Annotated in this window: 14 protein-coding genes; 5 read left to right on the forward strand and 9 right to left on the reverse strand. The window is 73.4% G+C overall.

Translation table 11 applies throughout. The annotated features are described in order from the left end of the window. Positions 1 to 34 precede the first annotated feature (34 nt). Positions 35 to 1,636: a PAS domain-containing protein gene (locus WMF43_RS15205; protein WP_437680974.1), complete on the reverse strand. Its 1,602-nt coding sequence runs from the start codon at positions 1,634 to 1,636 to the stop codon at positions 35 to 37. Positions 1,637 to 1,786: 150 nt separating this feature from the next. Then, positions 1,787 to 2,344, reverse strand: a complete 558-nt coding sequence (locus WMF43_RS15210) for an N-acetyltransferase family protein (protein WP_437680975.1) — start codon at positions 2,342 to 2,344, stop codon at positions 1,787 to 1,789. A 47-nt stretch (positions 2,345 to 2,391) separates the two neighbouring features. Between WMF43_RS15210 and WMF43_RS15215 the strand changes: the two genes are divergently transcribed. Then, on the forward strand, positions 2,392 to 3,201 hold the full coding sequence (locus tag WMF43_RS15215) for a protease inhibitor I42 family protein (protein WP_437680977.1): 810 nt from the start codon (positions 2,392 to 2,394) through the stop codon (positions 3,199 to 3,201). A gap of 327 nt (positions 3,202 to 3,528) precedes the next feature. On the opposite strand, the gene WMF43_RS15220 is transcribed toward WMF43_RS15215, so the two are convergent. Then, positions 3,529 to 4,872 (reverse strand): FecR domain-containing protein, encoded by a 1,344-nt coding sequence (locus tag WMF43_RS15220; protein WP_437680979.1) that lies wholly within the window; start codon positions 4,870 to 4,872, stop codon positions 3,529 to 3,531. Next, positions 4,865 to 5,503, reverse strand: coding sequence for an RNA polymerase sigma factor (locus WMF43_RS15225; RefSeq protein ID WP_437680981.1), 639 nt, complete (start codon positions 5,501 to 5,503; stop codon positions 4,865 to 4,867). The genes WMF43_RS15220 and WMF43_RS15225 overlap by 8 nt, the downstream gene beginning before the upstream one ends. A 409-nt stretch (positions 5,504 to 5,912) precedes the next feature. Here WMF43_RS15225 and WMF43_RS15230 point away from each other — a divergent pair, with 409 nt between their 5' ends. Further along, positions 5,913 to 11,075 (forward strand): AAA family ATPase, encoded by a 5,163-nt coding sequence (locus WMF43_RS15230; protein WP_437680983.1) that lies wholly within the window; start codon positions 5,913 to 5,915, stop codon positions 11,073 to 11,075. A 53-nt stretch (positions 11,076 to 11,128) separates the two neighbouring features. Here WMF43_RS15230 and WMF43_RS15235 read toward each other — a convergent pair whose 3' ends face one another. Both WMF43_RS15235 and WMF43_RS15240 read right to left on the reverse strand, forming a co-directional pair. Next, positions 11,129 to 12,013 (reverse strand): hypothetical protein, encoded by an 885-nt coding sequence (locus WMF43_RS15235; RefSeq protein WP_437680985.1) that lies wholly within the window; start codon positions 12,011 to 12,013, stop codon positions 11,129 to 11,131. A gap of 391 nt (positions 12,014 to 12,404) precedes the next feature. Next, complete coding sequence (locus WMF43_RS15240) at positions 12,405 to 12,770, reverse strand: hypothetical protein (protein WP_437680987.1); 366 nt, start codon at positions 12,768 to 12,770, stop codon at positions 12,405 to 12,407. A gap of 283 nt (positions 12,771 to 13,053) precedes the next feature. On the opposite strand from WMF43_RS15240, the gene WMF43_RS15245 reads away from it, so the two are divergent. Beyond that, on the forward strand, positions 13,054 to 15,336 hold the full coding sequence (locus tag WMF43_RS15245; RefSeq protein ID WP_437680989.1) for a PilZ domain-containing protein: 2,283 nt from the start codon (positions 13,054 to 13,056) through the stop codon (positions 15,334 to 15,336). A 668-nt stretch (positions 15,337 to 16,004) separates the two neighbouring features. Here the strand turns inward: WMF43_RS15245 and WMF43_RS15250 are convergent. The 3 genes from WMF43_RS15250 to WMF43_RS15260 all read right to left on the reverse strand — a co-directional run bounded on the left by WMF43_RS15250 (position 16,005) and on the right by WMF43_RS15260 (position 18,891). Further along, positions 16,005 to 17,393 carry a PAS domain S-box protein gene (locus WMF43_RS15250; RefSeq protein WP_437680990.1) on the reverse strand — a complete coding sequence of 463 codons (1,389 nt, stop codon included), beginning with the start codon at positions 17,391 to 17,393 and terminating at the stop codon, positions 16,005 to 16,007. Between the two features lie 395 nt (positions 17,394 to 17,788). Continuing rightward, entirely contained in the window at positions 17,789 to 18,430 is a 642-nt protein-coding gene (locus WMF43_RS15255) for a LysE family translocator (RefSeq protein ID WP_437680992.1), read from the reverse strand. Positions 18,431 to 18,522: 92 nt separating this feature from the next. Then, positions 18,523 to 18,891: a cytochrome P450 gene (locus WMF43_RS15260; protein ID WP_437680994.1), complete on the reverse strand. Its 369-nt coding sequence runs from the start codon at positions 18,889 to 18,891 to the stop codon at positions 18,523 to 18,525. Between the two features lie 26 nt (positions 18,892 to 18,917). On the opposite strand from WMF43_RS15260, the gene WMF43_RS15265 reads away from it, so the two are divergent. Further along, positions 18,918 to 19,541 carry an acyltransferase domain-containing protein gene (locus tag WMF43_RS15265; protein WP_437680996.1) on the forward strand — a complete coding sequence of 208 codons (624 nt, stop codon included), beginning with the start codon at positions 18,918 to 18,920 and terminating at the stop codon, positions 19,539 to 19,541. Next, positions 19,538 to 20,128: a phosphopantetheine-binding protein gene (locus WMF43_RS15270; protein ID WP_437680998.1), complete on the forward strand. Its 591-nt coding sequence runs from the start codon at positions 19,538 to 19,540 to the stop codon at positions 20,126 to 20,128. The genes WMF43_RS15265 and WMF43_RS15270 overlap by 4 nt, the downstream gene beginning before the upstream one ends. Positions 20,129 to 20,336: the final 208 nt, after the last annotated feature.

Raw genomic sequence — 20,336 nt, forward strand, 5'->3', positions numbered from 1 at the left:
TCACCATCGCGCAGGATGGGAGCGCCGGCAGCGCTCAGCGCCGCGCGGGCAGCGCGCGGAGGCAGACCTCGATCCCGGCGCGGAGGTTGCCGTGCGTGGTGACGCCGGAGAGGTCGACCCCGACGCCGCACATGGATTGGGCGACGGCGGGCCCGATGCCGGTGAGGACGCCGCGCGCGCCGAGCAGGCGGATCGCGCGGACGATGCGGACGAGGTGGTCGGCCGTCGCGGCGTCGACGCTGTCGATGCCGGTGACGTCGATGATGGCGAAGCGAGCGCCCGTGCGCACGACCTCGTCGAGGAGCTTGCTGGTGACGTCGGCCGCGCGCGCGTCGTCGAGCGCGCCGATGAGCGGCACGGCGAGCACGCCCTCGGCGACCTGGAGGACGGGCGTGGACAGGGCGCGGATGAGCGCCTGCTGGCGCTGGATGACCGCGAGCTGATCGGCGATGGCCTGCTTCTGCCGCTCGAGCTCGACGATCGTGGCGGCCATGTGCTCCTCGTGCTCCCGCTGCGCCGTGATGTCCGTGCCGATGCCGAGGATGTGCGCCGTGCCGTCCTGCTCGACGAGGGGCACCTTGATGATCGACATCCACCGCACCTCGCCGTTCGGGCGCGTGATGGGTTGAACCCTCGAGACCCGCTGCATGCGCGCGAGCACCTCCCGGTCCATGTCGCTGATGGCGGAGCGCTCGGGGCGGGAGGGCGGCAGATCGGCGATGTTCGTGCCCACCGCCCGCTCCGGCGTGGTGCCGTACATCTCGGCGTAGCCCTTGCTGACGAGCTCCATCGTGCCTTCCCGATCCTTGACCGTGACGATGCTCGGGATGGAGTCGAGCACGAGGCGGATGAACTGCCGCTCGCGCTCGAGGGCGAGCTCTGTCTTCTTGAGCTCGGTGGTGTCGATCCGCAGGCCGACGAAGCTGCCGTCGGCGAGGCGGTCGCTCTTGAGGGTGAGCCAGCGGTCCCCGAAGCGCCGCACGTAGACCTCCCCGGGGCGGCGATGGTCCGCGAGGCGAGCGGCGACCCACTCGTCTTCGCTGAGGCCGCTGTGGAGGTGGATCCCGTGCCGGCAGCCCTCGCGGACGACGTCTTCGAACGTATTGCCTATCTCGATGGCGGCGGCACACTCGGGGTAGAGCGATTTGTACGCCGTGTTGAAGAAGCAGAGCCGCTCCTCGGCATCGTAGATGACGAAGCCGACGTCGAGCGCCTCGGCGGCCGCGTGCAGGCGCGCTCCTTGATCGCGCGCCGCCTGCTCGGCCCGGCGTCGCTCGGTCACGTCCCGCAGCGCGAGGAGCACGGCGGCGCACGCGCCCGCGGGGTCGACGAGCGGGCTGAGGCTGCCCTCGGCGAGCACGACGCGCTCGTCCGCGAGGTGGAGGGTGAAGTCGGGCGGCAGGGCGCGCGAGGCGCGATCGCGGAGCACCTGCTCGAGCAGCGCGCCGAGGGGCGGATCGGGCCGCAGGAGCTCCTCGACGGGCCCTCCGCGCTCCGTCGCCCCGGCAGTGGAGCAGAGGCGCTCGGCGGCGGGGTTCAGCGCCAGGATCCGACCGCTTTCATCGAGCAAGAGCAGCGGGTCGACGCTGCAGGTGAAGGCGAGCGAGTAGAGATCGACAGGAGCGTCGCTGGGCATCGGGGGGAGCGTAGAGCAAGATCTCCTCAGGGTGTCGGCCTCGGCGACCCTATGGCGCATCCGAAGGCAGCGGAGCCGCCGGCGCAGGCCTTCCTGGCGTTGTCCGCCGATGCACCCACACGCTCGTGCAGCGGAAGGGGGCGGGCTACATCAGAGCTTGCGGCACATCCACACGCTGGAGATCTCGACGTCGAACCCCGCCTTTCGGTACGCGCGCCGCGCCGGGGCGTGGCTCGGATCGCCGCCGGTGCCGACGGTGGCGACCTTCATCCCTGCCTGCTTCATGCACGCCACCGCGAACTCGTACATCGCGGTGCCGATCCCCTTGCCGGCGTGCGCGGGGTCGACGGCATTGAGGCCGATCTCGCCCACATGGGTCTCCGGATCGAGCTGAAGCGCCACGAAGCCGACGATCTCGTCGCCGGACTGCGCCACGTGCAGCTCCCAGCGCGAGTCGGCCGCCATCAGCGACGTCAGCAGCCCCTCCTGCGCTTCGTCTCCCCGCCGCTGCGCGAGTTCGTAGATCTCGTCGCCGAGGATCGCGCGGAATGACGCGAACACGGGCGCAAAGGCCGCGCGCCGGATGGCCTGAAGGCGGGCCGCGTCCTCGGGACGGGCAAGGCGGAAGTGGAGCTCAGGCAATCGTCTATCGTGACTCTCCCGCTGCCCTTCAGCGGCGCCGGGCGCGCCGGGGCTCCTCGCATCCATGGTTCGACCCTCCAGGCGAGGAGGTATACCATGAACCGAGCGACGACATGACCAACGACAGAACGGCGGGGACCACGCCCCTCTCGATGCGGGACAGCGGCCGGGCGATCGCGCTGCTGCTCGGGGAAAAGCTCCACATCACGCTGCCGTCCAACCCGGCCACGGGGTACTGCTGGACGATCACCGCCGTGGACCGGCAGGTCCTGGGCTTTTCGGGTCATGCCTTCTCCCGGGAGCTGCCGCCGCCCGCAACCTCGACCGGCGGCCACGAGGCCTGGGAGCTCGCCGCGCTCGCGCCTGGCCGCGCGGCGCTGCGGCTCGAGTACCGGCGGCCGTGGGAGGACGGCGCAGCCCACGCGGCGTTCACCCTGATGGTGACGGTGCTCCCGGGCAGCGCGCTCGTCGACCCCAAGGCCAACCTGCACCCGGACGGGTATTTCGCCCTGGTGCTCTCGGAGGCGTCCTCCCGCGCGCTGAAAGAGCGGTTCGCGACGCTGCCGAGGCGCTACGCCCATCACTGCACCGTGCGTTATGGCAGCCAGGATCCGGCCGATCTGCCGCCCCGGTTCACGGCGGCCGATCTGGGACGGACCTTCACGCTCAAGGTGATCGGCCACAAGACGCGGGCAGACAACGGGATCCAGGCGGCGGCGGTGGCGCTCGTGGGCGAGGACGGGGCGCTCGTGAGAGAAGGGTTCTCGTCGAACAAGGTGGCGCATATCACGGTGGCGACGAACGGCGTCGTCTCCGCGGTGGAGTCGAACGCGCTCCTGGAAGAGGGCTTCACGGGCATGGATGGGGACGGGCCCGAGCTCGAGGCGACGCTGGTGCACACGTGGTTGACCGGGGAGGAGTGAGGCAGCCGATGGAGCCGGCGCCCCGCGCCGCGCGATGGCACGTCATGTCGGCGCGGACGCGTGGTGCGTCTCCGCGAGATCGCGGTCGTCGAGCAAAGCTTGGCTAGTTCGGCCTGTCAGGAGTCTTGGCGGGGATCACAGCGAGAGAAGAGAGATATCAACGCAAAGGCGCAAAGGCGCAAAGGCGCAAAGGCGCAAAGGCGCAAAGGCGCAAAATACAGAGAAAATTCTGGTTTGCGCCTTTGCGTTGATATCTCTCGGGATCCCTGGCCAGGCGAGGAGGGGAGGAGGAACGTCAGAAGGCCAATCTCATGCAGTCAAGCGATGTCACGGCTTCAGGAGATCGCGCGCCACGGGCGCGTGCGCGCCGCGCGGGTGGCGCTTCAGGTAAAGCTCCGCGATCGGCCGCGCCGCCGCGCGGCCGCCGGTGCGCTCGACTGCCACCATCTTGCGGCCGAGCGCCTCGGCCGCGAACGGGCCGCCCGGCGCCTCGGCGAGGTACGTGTCGTACCAGGCCACGGCCGCCCCGGGCGAGCCGCCGTCGTCCACCATGCGCCCGAGCAGGAACGCCGCCGCCTTGCCGTGGGTCGTCCCGGGGAACCGCTTGCGCGTCGCGGAGAGCGCGCGCTGCGCGACGTCGCCGCGCCGCGCGTACCGCGCCGCGTCCCCCAGCGCGACCAGGTCGTCGAGCGAGGCGCGCTCGACGACCTGGGCGACGCCGCGCTGCTCGGCCTCGGCCAGGACCGACCGGAAATCGCCCGCCGCCACCCGCTTCGCCCAGCTCGGCGCCGCGGTCCCCGGACCGTCCGGCGGAAGGCTCGCGGGCGCCCCCTCTGCCCGCGAGCCCTCCGGCCGTGCGGCCCCGGCGCCGCCCTCCACGGCGCCGGGTCCGGTGGTCTTCTCTTCTCCAGGCAGCGCCCCCGCTTCCGCGGACGGCGGCTCCGCCGGGGCCGCCGCGCTCGGGCCGTCGGCGCTCGAGATCTGCATGTCGCCCTCGGACAGCCGCGCGACGAGCCGCTGCCCGGCCCGCAGCGGCAGCCCCTCGGGCGCGAGCGGCCCGCGCACGGTCACGCTGCCCTCGTGCAGGTCGACGCGCAGGGTGCCATCGCCGCGCGTCCAGGCGACGTCGAACGCCGTCCCGGTGACCACGACCGCGTACGGCCCCGCCTCGACGGACCAGCGCGCCGCGGGCCGCTTCGTGACCCGCAGCGACGCCTTGCCGTGCTCGAGCAGCATGCGCGCCCCGGCCGCGTCGACCTCCGCCACGCGCAGCGCGCTGCCCGGCGCGAGCGCGACGCTCGTCCCGTCGGTGAAGCGGAGCCGCGCCTCCTCGCCCGCCGCGGCGACGTAGCCGCCCGCGGCGCCCGGCGCGCCCTCGACCGCGTAGTCGAGCCGCTGCGCCGGCCAGAGGGCGACGAGCGCGAGCGCGAGCGCCGCGGCGCCGGCGAGCGCGAGGCCCCACCGCGGCCCCGCCGCCGCGGGGAAGAGGCGGAGCGACCCGAGCCGCCCTTCGACGACGCGGCCGAGGGCGCCGCGGCGCGAGGCGGCCCCGCGGCTCACCGCCGCCACGAGCCGATCGCGCTCGGCGGCGTCGTGCGCCGGATCCACGTCGGCAGGGATCCCCTCCCGCGCGAGGGCAGCGAGCCGGCTCAACTTCTCCGCTTCATTCATCTTGCTCTCCTTCGCGGGCGAGGCTCCCGTGCAGATCGATCGCTTGCGGGGCCTTCGTGAGGTAGGTCGAGAGCGCGGGATCGCGCTCGGCGGCGGTGAGGATCCGGTGCGAGGCGCGCGCGAGGTGGCGCTTCGTGGTGGCCAGGGAGCAGTCGAGGGCCGCGGCGATCTCGGTGAGCTCGAGCCCCTCGATGAAGCGGAGGACGAAGAGCGTCCGGGACCGGTCGTCCACCTGGTCGAGGATGCGGTAGAGCCGCGCGAGCGCCGCGCGGCCCTGCGGATCCTGCTGCGCGCCGCCGACGTCCGGGAGCTCGCCCGACGGCGACAGCTGGAGCCAGCGGCGCAGGCGGCGGCGCCTGAGCTCGGCGCGCGCGACGCGCACCGCGATGCCGACGATGAAGCTCGAGAGCAGCGACGGGTCCCGGAGGTCCTTGGCCACCCGGAAGAAGCGCAGGAACGTGTCCTGCACGTGATCGTCGACCTCGTCGCCCGGCCCGAGCGTGCGCTTCAGGATCCTGCGCACGAGGGGCGCGAACCGCTGCCACACGACGGGCGCCGCGCCCGGGTGCCCCTGCGCCGCGGCGCGCGCGAGCGTCTCGTCGTCGGACGCGGACAGCGGCAGCGGGTGCACCGAGCCCCTTTGCGCGGCAGGCGCTTCCCCTGTCAAGGGGGGGACGGTCGATCGGCGCATCGGGGTCACGCCCAGCAGTGTTCTCCAGGGGGCGCCCGCGGCTCAAGATTCGGCGCGCGCGCCGCGAGGTCCGCGGGAGAGCCCCCGGGGCTGCTCCGGGCCGCGCCGGCCGCGCCGGCCGCGCCCCGCCGAGGGGACGCCGCGAGGCCCCGGCCGGCTCGGGCGCGGGCGAGCGCATCGCGGTCAAGGCCTCACGCGCCGCGGGATGAACCGTGGAACCTACTTCCGGACATGTGAGATGACCGCTGGTGTCGCCGTCGCCGGTGCGCGCCGTGCGCCACGGCGGCTGAGCGCCGGGCGCCAGGCCTCGACGAAGTTGGCGCCACGGCGGCTGGTGTATACGTGCCGGATGAACACGGGTGCGGCCACAGCCGCCGGGGCCGCTGGCGTGCCGCGAGGTTATGACGCGGACGAGGTCCTTCAACAGGGGCGTGAGATCATCGTCCGCCGCGCGCGCCGCGCCTCGGACGGGCTGGCCGTCGTGCTGAAGGGACCCGTCGCCGAGCGCGCATCGCCGCGCACGATCGCGAGGCTCCGCCACGAGCAGGCGATCACGCGGGAGATCGCGCACCCGGGCGTCCTGCGCGTCCTCGACGTCGAGGAGAGCGAGGGGGCGCCCGTGCTCGTCCTGGAGGACTTCGGCGGCACGTCGCTCGATATCCTCCTGCGCGGCGAGAGGCTCAGTCTACCCAAGCGTCTGCGCATTGGCATCCACGTCGCGGACGCGCTCGCGTCGCTGCACCACGCCGGCGTGATTCACAAGGACGTCAAGCCGCACAACATCCTCGTCCGGCTCGACCCGCTGGAGGTCAAGCTGGCGGACTTCGGGATCGCCACGCGGCTGTCGCACGAGGCGCCGAGGGCCGAGAACCCGGACGCCGCCGAGGGGACGCTGGCGTACATGTCGCCGGAGCAGACCGGCTGGATGAACCGCAGCCTCGACTGCCGGACAGACCTCTACTCGCTGGGCGCGACGCTCTACGAGATGCTCACGGGCGGCCCCCCGTTCACGGCGCCCAGCGCCATGGAGCTCGTGCACTGCCACCTCGCCAGGACGCCGACGCCGCCGCACGCCGCGTCGGCCGAGGTCCCGCGCGCGCTGTCCGATATCGTGATGAAGCTGCTCTCCAAGGCGGCGGAGGACCGTTATCCGTGCGCGGAGGCGCTGAGAGCCGATCTGGAGGAGTGTCTCCGGAGGTACGAGGCCGACGGCCGTATCGATCCCTTTCCGCTCGGCGAGCGCGACGCGGGCGGCCGGCTCTGGCTGCCGGAGAAGCTCTATGGCCGCGAGGCCGAGGCGCAGGCGATCGTGGCCGCGTGCGAGCGCGCGGCGGCCGGCGCCGCCCTGCTGTTCACCCTCTCCGGCCACGCCGGCACCGGCAAATCCGCCCTCGTCCACGAGGTCTACAAGGTGCTCGCGCAGCGGCCGGGGTACTTCGTCTCGGGGAAGTTCGGCCAGCTCGAGCAGCGCACCCCTTACGCGGCCATCGCGCAGGCGTTCGGCGAGCTGTGCGAGCGCCTCCTCTCGGAGGGCGAGGAGGCGTTCTCGCGATGGAGGGTCCGCCTCACGGCCGCGCTCGGCTCGATCGGGCGGGTCGTCGTCGACGTCATCCCCGAGCTCGCGCGCGTCATCGGGCCCCAGCCTCCGGTGCAGCCGCTCGGGCCGAACGAGTCGAGGAACCGCTTCAACCTGGCCTTCCAGAACTTCGTCCGCGCGGTGACGGAAGAGCACCTCCTCGTGCTCTTCATCGACGACCTGCAGTGGGCCGATCCCGCCTCGCTCAAGCTCCTGGAGCTGCTGATGACCGACCCCGAGGGGCGGCGGATGCTCGTGATCGGGGCCTACCGCGACAACGAGGTCGACGGCGCCCACCCGCTCGCGCGGCTCCTCGGCGACGTGCGCGCGGCGGGCGCGCCCGTCGGCGAGGTGTGGCTCGGGCCGCTCGAGCCCGGCGACATCCGCCGGCTGCTCGCCGACGCCCTGCGCTGCCGCCTCGACGACACGGACGCCTTCGCGGCGCTGATCCTGGAGCGGACCGCGGGCAACCCGTTCTTCCTCCACCAGCTCCTGCGCGCGCTCGCGGAGGAGGGGATCGTGCGCTTCGATCCGGCCGCGGGCGCGTGGACCTGGGATCTCGAGCGCGCCCGGGGCGCGGCGGGCGCGGAGGGCGCGGTCGAGCTGATGGCCGCGAAGATCCGGCGGCTCGCGCCCGACGCGCAGCGGGCGCTCCGGCTCGCGGCGTGTGTGGGCCACCGGTTCGACCTCCGGACGCTCGCGCTCGTGGACGAGCGGCCCCCGGCCGAGGTGGCCGCCGCGCTCTGGGAGGCGCTGCGGGAGGGCCTGGTGGTGCCCCTCAGCCCCGACTACCGCTTCGTCCACTCCGGCGACGCGGCGGTGGCGGCGAGGCTGCTCGAGGACCCCTCGTTCCGCGTGTCGTACCGGTTCCTGCACGACCGCGTCCAGCAGGCGGCGTACGCGCTCATCGGGGCGCCGGAGCGAGCGCGGCTGCACCACCGCATCGGCCGGCTGCTCGCGGCGAACCTCGGCCGGGACCCGAGCGACGAGGAGCTGTTCGCGATCGTCGGCCACCTGAACCTCGGCGCGGCCCTGGTGAAGGAGCCGGCCGAGCGCGGCGAGCTCGCGCGGCTCAACCTCGCGGCCGGCCGGCGAGCGCAGGCCGCGACCGCGTACGACGCGGCGTTCGGCTACCTGAGCGCCGCGGCCGCCGCCCTCGGCGCGGAGCTCCTGGCCGGCGAGCCGGGCCTGGCCTTCGACGTCCAGGCCGCGCAGGCCGAGTGCGCGTACCTGAGCGGCCGCTACGACGACGCGGAGGCGCTCTTCGACGCCCTGCTCGACCGCGCCGCGTCGGACCTCCAGCGCGCGCGCGTGCACTGCATGCGGATGGTCCTCTACAACGCGCAGCGCCGCCTGACGGACACGCTCGCGGTGGGGCTCCGGGGCCTCGGCATGCTCGGCGTGGACCTCCCGACCGAGGGCGCGGCGTTCGACGCCGCGCTCCGCGCCGAGGTCGCCGAGGCCGAGCGCCTCCTCGAAGGCCGCGCGATCGAGGACATCGGCGCGGGCGCGCAGCTCACCGATCCGCACACGCTGGCGGTGCTCGAGCTGCTCGCCCACCTCGTGCCGGCGGCCCATTTCCTCAATCCCCTGCTGACCAAGCTGCTCGGCTTCAGGATGACGACCCTGTCGCTGCGGCACGGGAACTCGCCGTTCGCCTGCGTGGCGTACGTCCACTACGGCTTCTACCTGGCCGCGATCGCCGGCCAGCCGCGCGAAGCTTACCGGATGGCGCGCATGGCCGTCGCCCTGAACGACCGGTACCAGGTCGCCGGGATCAGGGCGCGGCTCGACTTCCTGTTCGCGACCATCATGAGCTTCTCGCGGCCGCAGCGCGAGGCGCTCGAGTACTTCCAGCGGGCGGTGACGGCCGGGATGGAGACCGGCGACTTCATGTTCGCGGCGGCGGCCTGCAACACGCTCGCCCAGATGAAGCTCAGCCTGGGAAGCGAGCTCCGGAGCGTGCGCGAGGAGGTCGGCGAGTTCCTGCGCTTCACCTCGCGCACGAGGGACGCGATGTCGACGGCGGTCCAGACCGCCGCGCGGCAGGTGGTCCTCAACCTGGAGGGGCGCACGCTGGGCCGCGACACGCTGAGCGACGCCGGCTTCGACGAGGCGGCGTTCGCGCCGACGCTGGACGCCCCGGGCTTCGCGAGCGCCGGCTGCTTTTACTACACGCACAAGCTCGCGCTCGCTTTCCTCTACGGGGATCACGAGGGCGCGCTCCGGATGGCGCGCCTCGCACACGAGCGGTCCGCCGCCGCGGTGGGCCAGTACGTCGCCGCCGTCGATCTGCCGCTCTACACGTGCCTCGCGATCGTGGCGCTCGGCGCGGGGGCGGAGGGGGACGTGGAAGGGAAAGGGGAAGGGGAGGGCAGCGGCGGGCTCGCCGGGATGCTCGCCGCGAGTCACGACCAGCTCGCCGCGCTGGCGCGGGACTGCCCGGAGCTCCGGCACCTGGAGCTCCTCGTGCGGGCGGAGCGCGCGCGCGCGGCCGGCGAGGCGCTCGAGCCGGTCCTCAGGCTGTACCAGGAGGCGAGCGACGCGGCGGAGCAGGCGGGCTACGTGCGTTACCGGGCGCTCGTCAGCGAGCTCTGCGGCAGGTTCCTGGCCGCGAGGCGCGTGCAGCGCCTCGCGCGGCCGTGCCTGCTCGATGCCTACCAGGACTGCGCGCGCTGGGGCGCCACGGCCAAGCTGCGGCAGATGGAGGAGGCGTACGTCGAGCTGCTCCCCCGCGCGGGGACGCGGCAGCCCGCGTCCGCGGGCGTGCTGTCGAGCCTGACGTCGGTGGCGTCGTCGACCACGGAGATGGTGGCGCGGCGCCTTGCGCTGCTCGACGCGGCGGCGTTGATCCGGGCCGCGCAGGCGGTGGCGCGCGAGATCGACCTCGATCGGGTGATGTCGCGGCTGCTCCGGCTGGCCATCGAGAGCGTCGGCGCGCAGCGGGGCGCGCTGATCCTGGAGCGCGAGGGCGGGCCGCGCGTGGAGGCCGTCGCCGAGGACGAAGGGGAGGTCCGCGTGGGCCCGTCCACGCACGTGCGCGACAGCGGCGCCGCGGCCCTCTCGGTGATCGAGCTCGTGATGCGCACCGGGAGCTCGGTCGTCGTGGGGGACGCGGCGCAGGACGCGCGGTTCGAGGGGGATCCCTACGTCGCGGCGCGCCGGCCGCGGTCGGTGCTGGCCTTGCCCATGGCGAGCCAGGGGGACCTCTCGGGCGTCCTCTACCTCGAAAACAACGCCGCGCCCGACGTGTTCTCTCCGGCCCGCCTGGACGTGCTCGAGCTCGTCGCGGCGCAGGCGGGGGTGGCCGTGAAGAACGCGCTGCTCTACGCGCGGGTGCAGGCGGCGAGCGACGAGCTGCGCCGGGCCAACGACGCGCTCGAGGCGGCCGTGGCCGACCGGACCGCCGAGCTGTCCGCGGCGAAGGCGAGGCTGGAGGAGGAGCTCGCGGAGCGGGGCCGCGCCGAGCAGGAGCGCGCCGCCTTGCAGGAGGACCTCATCCGGATGCAGCGCGAGCGGCTGGCGGAGCTGTCGACGCCGCTGATCCCGATCTCCGACCGGATCATGGTCATGCCGCTGATCGGGACGATGGATGCCGAGCGGGCGGATCGGGCGCTCGAGGCGGCGCTGCGCGGCGTCTCCGAGGCGGGGGCGGAGGTGGTCATCCTGGACATCACGGGCGTGCGGTGCGTGGACAGCGGGGTGGCGGCGACGCTCCTGCGGACGGCGAGCGCGCTGCGGCTGCTCGGCGCCGAGGCGGTGATCACCGGGATCCGAGCCGACGTGTCGCAGACGCTGGTCGGCCTCGGGATCGATCTCGGCGAGACGGTCGTCCAGGGGACGCTCCAGCGCGGGATCGCGTACGCGCTCCGGAGGACGGGCCAGGCGCGGCAGAGCGCCGCGCTGGCCTCTCGCGGCCGGGGTGGCCTGCGCTGAGCGGCGCCTTCAGCCCGCGGCGCGCTGTCCGGCGCCGCGCCGAGCGGCGCCGTTCAGCCGTCGGCGAGCTGCCGGCGCTCGTCGAGGAGGCGCGCGCGGGCCAGGCGGAACGCGGGCAGGAGCACGAGGGCGCCTGTCGCGGCGACGATGAGCGGCAGGAGGAGACCCAGGAGGCCGCCCGGGAACAGGCTCGCGAACACTGCGATGCCGAGCGCCCGGGCGCCGCCCGGGGGAGGGGCCGCGACGAGGGTGCCCGTGGTGCCCTCGTGGAGCGCGCGCGCATACTGGAAGCTCAGGTACGCGACGATGGCGTGCACGTGGCCGACCAGGATCAGGCTGAGGACGATCCAGCGGTCGAACTCGGCGATCCAGCGGTCGAAGGCGATGAGCGGGTGGTTCATCGCGGCGGTCGCTCCGTACCGGACCGCGTGGAACACGAGGTGCAGCGAGAGCGGCGCGAGCACGACGAAGCCCGCGAGCGGCAGCGCGATGCTGAGGTGCTCCTCGTCGTCGAGGAGGGCGCGCACACGCGCCTCGGGCGCCGCGGCCTCGAGGCGCGCGTGGTCGCCGTGGACGTCGCCGCTCCGCCGCACGTCACAGGCGAGCGCGTCGTGGAGCTTCGCGCGGGCGAGCCGCGGGCCGAGGGCGTACGCGATCGCGACCGCCGCCCACGCCGCGAGCAGCGCGACCATGCCGCCGCTGCTGCGCCCGGCGAAGGAATTCATCACGTCGTTGAAGACGACGCCGATCGCGGAGACGGCCGCGACGACGAGGGCGCCGGCGAGCGCGACGGCGCCGGCCAGCGACCGGGCCACGCGGCGGCCATGGATGCGGCGGAGGTGCTCGGGGAGGGCGTCGACCTGCGCGCGGTGCCGCTCGATCAGCGACTCGATATGAAGGCGGGCGACGTCCTCGTCGTCTCGGTAGGTGGCTCTCATGGCAGGTCCCCTTGGAGGCGCAGCGCGCCGGCGGCGCCCGGCGCTCCGTGGTCTTCGCCCTGCCGCTCCAGCAAGGCCGGTGCCGCGCCGGATCCCCCGGCTCACCAGCATCCCCGTGAGGGCTGCAGATCCGCCGGCGCCCACCCCGTGGACGGCCCCTGTCCACGCCGTGGACACCCCACCTCGCGGCGGTCGTCGGGTACGTTGCCCCGGCGTGGTGGGGCCGGCGAGGCGCGTCGTCCGTGATTGAGGCGCTGGATCGGCGGGAGTGTGTAGGACTGGAGCAGGACCGGCTGGTCGCCGGTGCGCTCGTAGATCCTGCTGGCGCGGCCAGCTGGACACGCGATGAGGCTAGCCCTTCATCAACGTAGAAGAGCTTCGCTTGGATCGCTCAGTTGGAGAGCTTCTTGTTCTCCTCGCGCCCGCCGAAGATCGCCTCCCAGTTCGAGCGGTAGGTGTCGGTCGCGACCTGCGCTGGGCCGGAGCGCTGCGCCTCGGGCGCGCGCTGGGCCGGGAGGACCACCTCCACGTCGAAGAGCCGGGCGTGCTCCGTCCGCTGCGTCAGCTTCACGAGCTCTCCGTTGAGCGGCCTCCCGTGCTCCGCGGGCCGGAGCTCGCCGATCTCGATCCGGTCCTCGCGGCTGCGGATCACGCGGAAGCCCTCGCCGTGCTCCACGGGGCTGTGGATGAAGACGACGTCCTGCGTCGGGGTCGGCGCGGGCGTGTCGCGTTTCTGCGGCGGCTCGTCGTTGCCCATTCCCGTGAGCTTCCCACGTCTGCCCCCTGGCGCGCCAGGTGAAGCGAGCGGCCGCGTCGCGTCAGGTTGTTGCGCTTGCCCTACCCGCGCGCGACGACCCGCGCGGCGCGCCCTCCAAAACTTGGCCAGCCGGAGGGTTAGGCCGTACTGCCGGCCCGAGGGTCCTCTGCTGGTCGGAGGTCCCGCGATCGTGGGCGCGGCTGCTTCGCGGCTCCAACGGAGGAATGGGCGTATGAGCGTTCGAGGCGCAGAGGGAGATGGCGTTCGCAGGGCGCCGGAATCCGTGGAAAGGGATCGCGACGGCGGCGGGGAGCGGCGCGCCGGCGCCGGGCAGCGGGTCCGCATCGAGGCGCTCGTCGCGGTCGGCGAGACGTCGGGCGGCGGCTTCGAGGCCGAGTCGATCGACATGTCCCCGGAGGGGATGCGGCTTCGCACGGCGTACCTGCCGCGGGTCGGCGACGCGCTGATCTGCCGCTTCGACGGGCTCGGCAAGGAGCTCGTCGTCGAGGGCGAGGTCTGCTGGCGGGCCGAGCAGGCGCGGGGCGGCGAGTTCGGCCTGCGGTTCACCGGCCTCGACGCCGAGGCGGAGGAGGCGGTGCGCGCGATGTGCGCGGGCGTCTCCGGCGACGGCGGGCCCGCGGCCTTCGCGCCGGCGGCCACGGTGCCCTCGGGCGCGGCGCGCGGGGCGGCGGAGCTCACGCAGCGGGGCGCGCGCGTGCGGCTCCACATCGACGGGCTGGGCTCGCCGATGAAGGCGCGCGTGCGCGCGTGCGGGCTGGACGACGTGGAGGTCGGCTCCAACCTGGAGTTCCTCAAGGTGGGCCGCTCCCTCGAGCTGGAGGAGGTCGAGCAGGGCGCGCGCCGCGAGGCATACATCGACCACGTGAAGGTCGAGATCGACCCGGCGACGAGCGTGCCGCAGCTCGTGGTGACGCTGCGCTACGACGCGCCGCCCGCGGTCGCGGTCAAGGCGAAGCCGCGGGGGGCGTCCGCGAGCCTGCCGCCCGCGAGGCCCGCGGCGGCGCACGAGGGCGGCGCCGCGGCGCGGAGGAGCGAGGCGCCGGGGCGGCCGAGCGAGGCGCCGGGGCGGCCGAGCGAGGCGCCGGGGCGCGGCCATGCCGAGGGCGCGGCGCCGGGGCGGCTGAGCGAGGCGCCGGGGCGCGGCCATGCCGAGGGCGCGGCGCCGGGGCGGCCGAGCGAGGCGCCGGGGCGGGCGCAGGGCCACGGCGCGGCGGCGCGCGCGAGCGAGGCGCCGGCGCGCGGCCAGGTCGAGGCCGTGGCGGCGCGCGCGAGCGGCGGCCCGGCGGCGGAGGGGGACGACGACCAGGAGCCCCAGGACGTGGACGCGTCGCCGGTGCTCTCTGCGCGAGAGCCGCGCGAGGCCGGCGCGACGCTGGCGTCGGCGGAGGACATGGTCCCGCCCTCGGCCGGGCCGGGGGAGCCGGAGGAGGCGGGCGCGGAGCGGGCGGAGGGCGCGTCGTCGGGCCGCCTGCGCGACGTCGGCGAGAAGGCGGCGCGGGCGGGCAAGGCGGTGGCGGGCACGGTCGGGCCCGCGCTCGCCGGGGCCGGGGCGCGCGCGACGACGGCGATGGCCGGCATCCTCGCGCGGATCCGGAAGCGGCGCGCGGCGATCGCGGAGGGGTCCGGGAAGGACGGGGGTCCTCGCCGCAAGACGGCGCCGCCGCCGGCGGGCGCGCTGAAGTCGGAGGGGCGCCGGCTGGTGCGCGAGGACGCCGAGGAGGCGGGCGAGCCCCCCGCGGAGGCGCCGGCGTTCAACAAGAAGGCCGCCGCGCTCGGGAGTTTCCTGGGCCTTGCGGCGGTGCTCGTGGTGTTCGGCGCGGCGCGCCTGCTCGGCCTGCGCGGCGGCGCCGAGACCGCCGCGGAGACGACCGAGGCCGCGCCGGCGCTGCCGGCGGCGTCGGGCGCGCCCGCCCTCGCGGCCGCCGGGGCGCAGGCGCCGGGCGGCGCGGCGCAGGCGGCGCCCGGCGGCGTGTTGACCGCGGAGGTCCCGCTGTTCGGCGCGACGCCGCTGTCGACGACCGAGCCCGTCCCGCCGACGCCGCCGCCGGATGCGAGCGGGCGCGCCGGCGATCCGCTCGCGGAGGCGGCGGGCGCCGCGATGCCGGGAGGGCCCGGGGCGGACGAGGACGACGAGGCGAGCGGGGGCGACGAGCAGGAGGACGCGCGGGAGTGGGGCCAGGGGGTCGTGCGGAACCCCGTCGTGCTGAAGCTGAAGATGGATGGTCCGATCGAGGAGCTGAACGGCGCGGCCGGCGCGATGGGCTTCACGGTGTCGCTGCCCGACCGGCGCGCGCTCTCGTCGGGGAGCGGGCTGGCTCGCAAGGACAAGCGCATCGCGTCGGTGCGGGTCGTCAATACCGCGCACGGCGCCGAGGTGACCCTTCAGTTCAAGGACGGAGTGCCGGCCTACAAGGCGAGGGCGAAGGGGGATCGCCTGGAGATCGCGCTGGGGAAGGACGAGCCGAAGAAGGTCGCGGCGAAGTCGAAGAAGGACAAGAAGAAGGGTGACGAGAAGAAGAAGGGCGAGAAGGACAAGGAGCGCTGAGGCGCTCGTCTGGAGGCTCGGGGGCGCGGAGCGAGGCTCGGCGCCTTCGGCGTGTGTGCGGGGGGCTTCGCGATGAGGCCCGCCGCGATGGCCAGGCGGTCCGCGCGACGCGGGCGCCGGTGGTCGGCAGAAGTCGGAAGACGTCCCTTCAGGTGATCGGCTGACACGCGAGGCTGAAAGCCGCTGAGCGAAGCGTGCTCGGTGAGCGAGGACAAACCCCTGCTCTCTCGTCTCTCGTCTCTCGTCTTTCGTCTCTCGTCTTTCGTCTCCCGTCTCTCGTCTTTCGTGCTCGTCTTTCGTCTTTCGTGCTCGTCCTCGTGATCGTGATCGTGATCGCTCCATCCTCTGTCGCATCTTGTCTAACGCATTGAACTGGTTGGACTCTTGTTCCGGGTCCAAATGCGAGCAGTCTCAATAGGTTAGGGGAGGTGTGACGGAATCTGAGGCGTGTGTAAGTCTGCGCGCTCGCCGTGCCGTCACACGATCATCCGCGAGAGGGAAGACGGGATGGAGCGAGCACGATCACGATCACGAGGACGAGCACGAAGACGAAAGACGAAAGACGAAAGACGAAAGACGAGAGACGGGGGCACCCGAACGACGCCGCGTCCGCCCTCCGTTGCATCGGGCGGGCGGCCCGCCGCGGTAAGCCTCTGCCACCGGCCGGCTTACCGCCGGATCGGTGATCCTTCTCTCCTCCCCGCTGCCCCGTTCGCCGACGCCGTGCGGGGCGCGGCCGCGGCGGCCCGTGTGGCCTCGCCGATCGTGTAACGGAGCGCGTCCTTCAGGGTTCCGAACGTGACGAACCCCTGCGTCTCGGCGCCGAGCTCCGTCATGGTGGCCGCGATCTGCGGCGAGATTCCCGACACCACCCCGCGCGTCCCGAGCAGATTGACGGCCCTCATCATGTCCAGCAGGTGCTTCGTCGTCGCCAGGTCGACGCTCTCGATGCCCGTCAGATCCATGATCGAGAACCGGGCCTGCGTGCGCACGATCTCGTTGAGCAGCGTCTCCGTGATGCGCGACGCGCGGACATCGTCGATCGTGCCGATGAGCGGCAGCGCGAGCACGTGATCCCAGACCTGGACCACGGGCGCGGACATGAGCCGGATCGCCTCGTTCTGGGCGCGCAGGCTCTCCTCGCTGCGCATGCGCTCGATAATCTCGCTCTCGAGGCGCTGGTTCTGCAGCTCGAGCTCCTCGGCGGCCGCCTTGAGCTGGACCATCGACTCCCGCACCTGCGCCTCGAGCCGCCGCTGCTCGGTCACGTCCGACGCCGCGCCGACGACCCTGAGCAGCGCGCCGCTCGCGTCGCGGACGATGACCCCGTGATCGATGAGAACGGCGTAATCGCCGCTCGCTCGCCGGAGGCGGTACTCCGCGGTCCAGGCGCTCGCGCCGGAGCTCATCGCCGCCTCGAGCGCATGGGTCGTGTTGTTCACGTCGTCCGGGTGGATATGCTCGCGCCACCAGCTCGCGTCCGCATAAAGCTCCTTGGGCGCGCCCGAGATCTTCTCGAACGAATCGCTGCGCCACACCGCGCCGGTGACGACGTCGTAATCGTAGATCGCCTCCTGGACGGCGAGGGTGACCAGGCGGAAGCGCTCCTCGCTCTTCCGGAGCGCCTCGCTGGCCGCCGGCTGCTCGGCGGCCCCCGCGCCCCGCCCGTCGCGACCCGCCGTGATGACCGCCATCACCCCGGCAGCCGCGCCCGACGCGTCCCGCTCCACCACCGCCGGCATGACCGTTACGTCCACGCGGGATCCGTCCTTGTGTACACCTTGCGCCGCGAGCGGCGTCCCCTCGTCGCCAGGGCGCTCCCACCACGCCTCGACGTCGCCGCGGCGCAGGCAGGGCAGCTCTCTGCCGATCACCTCCGCTTCCGTCCACCCGAACAGCCGCGATGCCTCTCGGTTCCAGAAGCGCACGACGCGCTCCCGATCACACACGACCATCGCGACCGGCGCCACCTCGGCCATGGCCGCCAGCCGCGCGTCGCTCCAGCGGGGGCGGTCCAGGTGCGCGACAGAAGGATCGACCGCCTGTTCGGTTGTCATAACCTCTCGGTGTGGAGCTGCCCGCTCCTCGGCGGCGTGCGTCGGGCGCGCGCCGGAGCCCCAGGACAGTATCCTGCCTGCTGAGGCCGCGAGAATGCAAGCGGTATGTAAGTAGATTTTACGTTCGGAGCCACGAACGTAGAAGAGCGGTCTTTGTCACGGGTGTCTCGGGTGAGCACCCCATTCACCGGAGTGGGCCGCTCTGTCGTGTCGTGCGGCATCGTGCGATACCGTATGTCCACAGGCACCGCCCGCGCGCGCAGGCGCGCAGCTGTGCCCCTCCTGCGGCGATCCCGCGGGCACATGCCTCTCGATCACAAAGGCCCCGAGTCGCTCACTGGCCTATCGAGCTCCTGGCGCCCAGGCTTCGACTCGGCCCTGGTGCGTCGCGCAGCCTATTTGCGCCCCACCAGCGCGAGCCGGACGCCGAGCAGGATGAAGACGGCGCCGGTCGCCCGATCGAGGGTGCGCGCCCAGCGGGTCCGTCGCTCGAGCACGCCGCGCAACGACCCTGCGAGGATCCCCACAAGGCCGTTCACGAGCGTCCCCGTGATGCAGAATGTCGTCCCCAGCAGGAGGAACTGAAGCGCGATCGGGCCACGGTCGGCGCTGACGAACTGGGGAACGAACGCGAGGAAGAACAGCGCGACCTTCGGGTTCAGCACGCTGGTCACCACGGCGCGCCAGAGCACGCCGTCCCTCGGTGGAGCAGCGAGGCTCGACGACGAGGGCGCCGCGGACGGGTCAGCGGGCGAGAGCAACGCCCTGACGCCGATGTAGACCAGATAGGCCGCGCCGGCGTACTTCACGACGGAGAACGCGAGCGCCGACGAGACCAGGAGGGCCGACAGCCCCGCGGCGGCCGCCGCCGTGTGGACGAGCCCCCCGGCGCCGATCCCGAGCGCCGCGAGCACGCCGCTCCGTCGACCCGCGCTGGTCCCCGCGGCGAGGACGAACATCATGTCCGGCCCCGGCGTGAGGTTGAGCGCGAGCCCGGTCACGACGAACAACCCGAAGAGCGTGGGATCGACGAGCATGCGGGTCTTCTACCAGGAATACCCCGCTTCTCCACGTCGCCCCCGCCGAGGAGGCGGCCGAGGCCGCGCCGGCGCTGCCGGCGTCCCGCCCCTCAGGCGGGCCTGAACCGCAGCGGGAGCTCCAGCACGCCGTTCGTCTGGTTCGACGCCTGGGGCACGACCTCACCGGCGATCTCGAAGCTCTCCCAGCGCTCGACGAGGGCCGCAAGGGCCTCCTGCAGCTCGATCTGCGCGAGGTAGGCGCCGATGCAGTTGTGCCGGCCGGTGCCGAAGTTCAGGTTGGGGCGCACCGGCTCGCGCGTGATGTCGAAGCGATCGGGGTCGCTGAACACGCGCTCGTCCCGGCTCGCCTCGGCGACGACGCTCACCACCCAGCTCCCCGCCGGGATCGGGACCCCCCGCAGCTCGGTGTCCTGCGCGGCGTAGTGCGTCAGCCGGAGGACGCGGGGCCGGTAGCGCATGCAAGCCGGCGATCTTCGCTGTGCAGGTGGCGCTCGCGAGGCTCTGGGCGTCGTGGGGAGTCTCGCCGGGCGCGGTGGTCGGCCACAGCGTCGGCGAGGTGGCGGCAGCGCACGTCGCGGGCGCCCTCGGCCTCGACGAGGCGGCGCGGCTCGTCGTGCTCCGCGGGCGTGTCATGCAGCAGGCGACGGGCCGGGGCAAGATGGCGCTCGCCATGTACAGCACGGTCACGCAGGCGCGCGTCGCCGGCGAGGGCCTCGACGCCGCGTACTGGGCGAAGAGCCTTCGAGAGCCGGTGCGCGTCGCGGGCGCCGTCGCGAGGGCCATCGCGGATGGGCGCCGCGATTTCCTGGAGGTCGGGCCGCACCCGGTGCTCACGGGCAACATCGAGCAATGTCTGCTCGGCCGCGGGGAGGAGGGGACCGCGTTGCCGACGCTGCGGCGAGGCCAGGACGAGCGGCGTTGCCAGCTGCAATCGCTCGGGGCCCTGTACACCCGCGGCCACGCGATCGACTGGAAGCGCCTCTATCCTGCGGGGGGCGGTGTGTGCCTCTGCCGGCCTATCCCTGGCAGCGACAGCGCTACTGGATCGAGCCCTCGGAGTCCGCGCCGCGCCCGGGGCCGGCTCGGGCCGAGCCTCGGCCGGAGGTGACGGCGCCCGCGATCATCGCGCAGCTGAACGGCGCCCGTCCGTTCGAGCGCCGGCGCGTGCTCGAGCGGTGGTTGCAGGAGACCGTCGCAGAGACGCTGGGGTTCGATGACCCCGCGCGCGTGGATCGCGCGGCGAGCCTCTCGGACCTGGGGATGGACTCGATGATGAGCCTCGAGCTTCGCGGGCGGCTTTGCGCCGCGCTCGACGTCAAGCTCTCGATCAACTGGAGCTTCAGCTGCCCGACGCTGGCGTCGCTCGCCGATCACGTCGCGGACTCGCTGGAACTGCCGGTGGAGGCCGAGGGCGCTCGCGAGGCCGCGCGATCGCGGCTCCACCCTCTCCTGGCCCCGCTCCAGCCTGCCGGCCAGGGGACGCCCTTCTTCTGCGTGCATCCGGCGAGCGGTCCGGTCCTCTGCTATGCCGACCTCGCGCGCCACCTCGGGAAGGACCGCCCTTTCCATGCGATCCAGGCCAGGGGTCTCGACGACGACGGCGAGCCGGACGACCGCATCGAGATCATGGCGGCGCGTTATCTCGAGGCGCTCCGCGCCGTCCAGCCGACGGGCCCTTATCTCTTGGGCGGCTGAGGTCCTCGCTGCGAGGCTCAGGCGCTGCTTGCTCGCGGCTGACGCCGCACGAGACTCGGCATGAAGGTGCTCGGATGCTTGACGCATGCATTGGAGTTCAGAATAACCGCGACGCTTTGTCTGCGTGACGCGCTCCGCCTTGTGGGCAGGCACTTCCTCTGCGGAGGCGCCGACGCGGAGCGCGAACTCAATCGACGAGCCTCAGGAG

Source organism: Sorangium sp. So ce131 (assembly GCF_051519095.1).
GTDB lineage: Bacteria > Myxococcota_A > Polyangia > Polyangiales > Polyangiaceae > Sorangium.

What these genes read in the sequence shown, in the direction of transcription:
- WMF43_RS15205 (WP_437680974.1), bottom strand. Translation starts at nt 1,636, where the DNA reads ATGCCCAGCGACGCTCCTGTCGATCTCTACTCGCTCGCCTTCACCTGC.
- WMF43_RS15210 (WP_437680975.1), bottom strand. Translation starts at nt 2,344, where the DNA reads ATGGATGCGAGGAGCCCCGGCGCGCCCGGCGCCGCTGAAGGGCAGCGG.
- WMF43_RS15215 (WP_437680977.1), top strand. Translation starts at nt 2,392, where the DNA reads ATGACCAACGACAGAACGGCGGGGACCACGCCCCTCTCGATGCGGGAC.
- WMF43_RS15220 (WP_437680979.1), bottom strand. Translation starts at nt 4,872, where the DNA reads ATGAATGAAGCGGAGAAGTTGAGCCGGCTCGCTGCCCTCGCGCGGGAG.
- WMF43_RS15230 (WP_437680983.1), top strand. Translation starts at nt 5,913, where the DNA reads ATGAACACGGGTGCGGCCACAGCCGCCGGGGCCGCTGGCGTGCCGCGA.
- WMF43_RS15235 (WP_437680985.1), bottom strand. Translation starts at nt 12,013, where the DNA reads ATGAGAGCCACCTACCGAGACGACGAGGACGTCGCCCGCCTTCATATC.
- WMF43_RS15240 (WP_437680987.1), bottom strand. Translation starts at nt 12,770, where the DNA reads ATGGGCAACGACGAGCCGCCGCAGAAACGCGACACGCCCGCGCCGACC.
- WMF43_RS15250 (WP_437680990.1), bottom strand. Translation starts at nt 17,393, where the DNA reads ATGACAACCGAACAGGCGGTCGATCCTTCTGTCGCGCACCTGGACCGC.
- WMF43_RS15255 (WP_437680992.1), bottom strand. Translation starts at nt 18,430, where the DNA reads ATGCTCGTCGATCCCACGCTCTTCGGGTTGTTCGTCGTGACCGGGCTC.
- WMF43_RS15260 (WP_437680994.1), bottom strand. Translation starts at nt 18,891, where the DNA reads ATGCGCTACCGGCCCCGCGTCCTCCGGCTGACGCACTACGCCGCGCAG.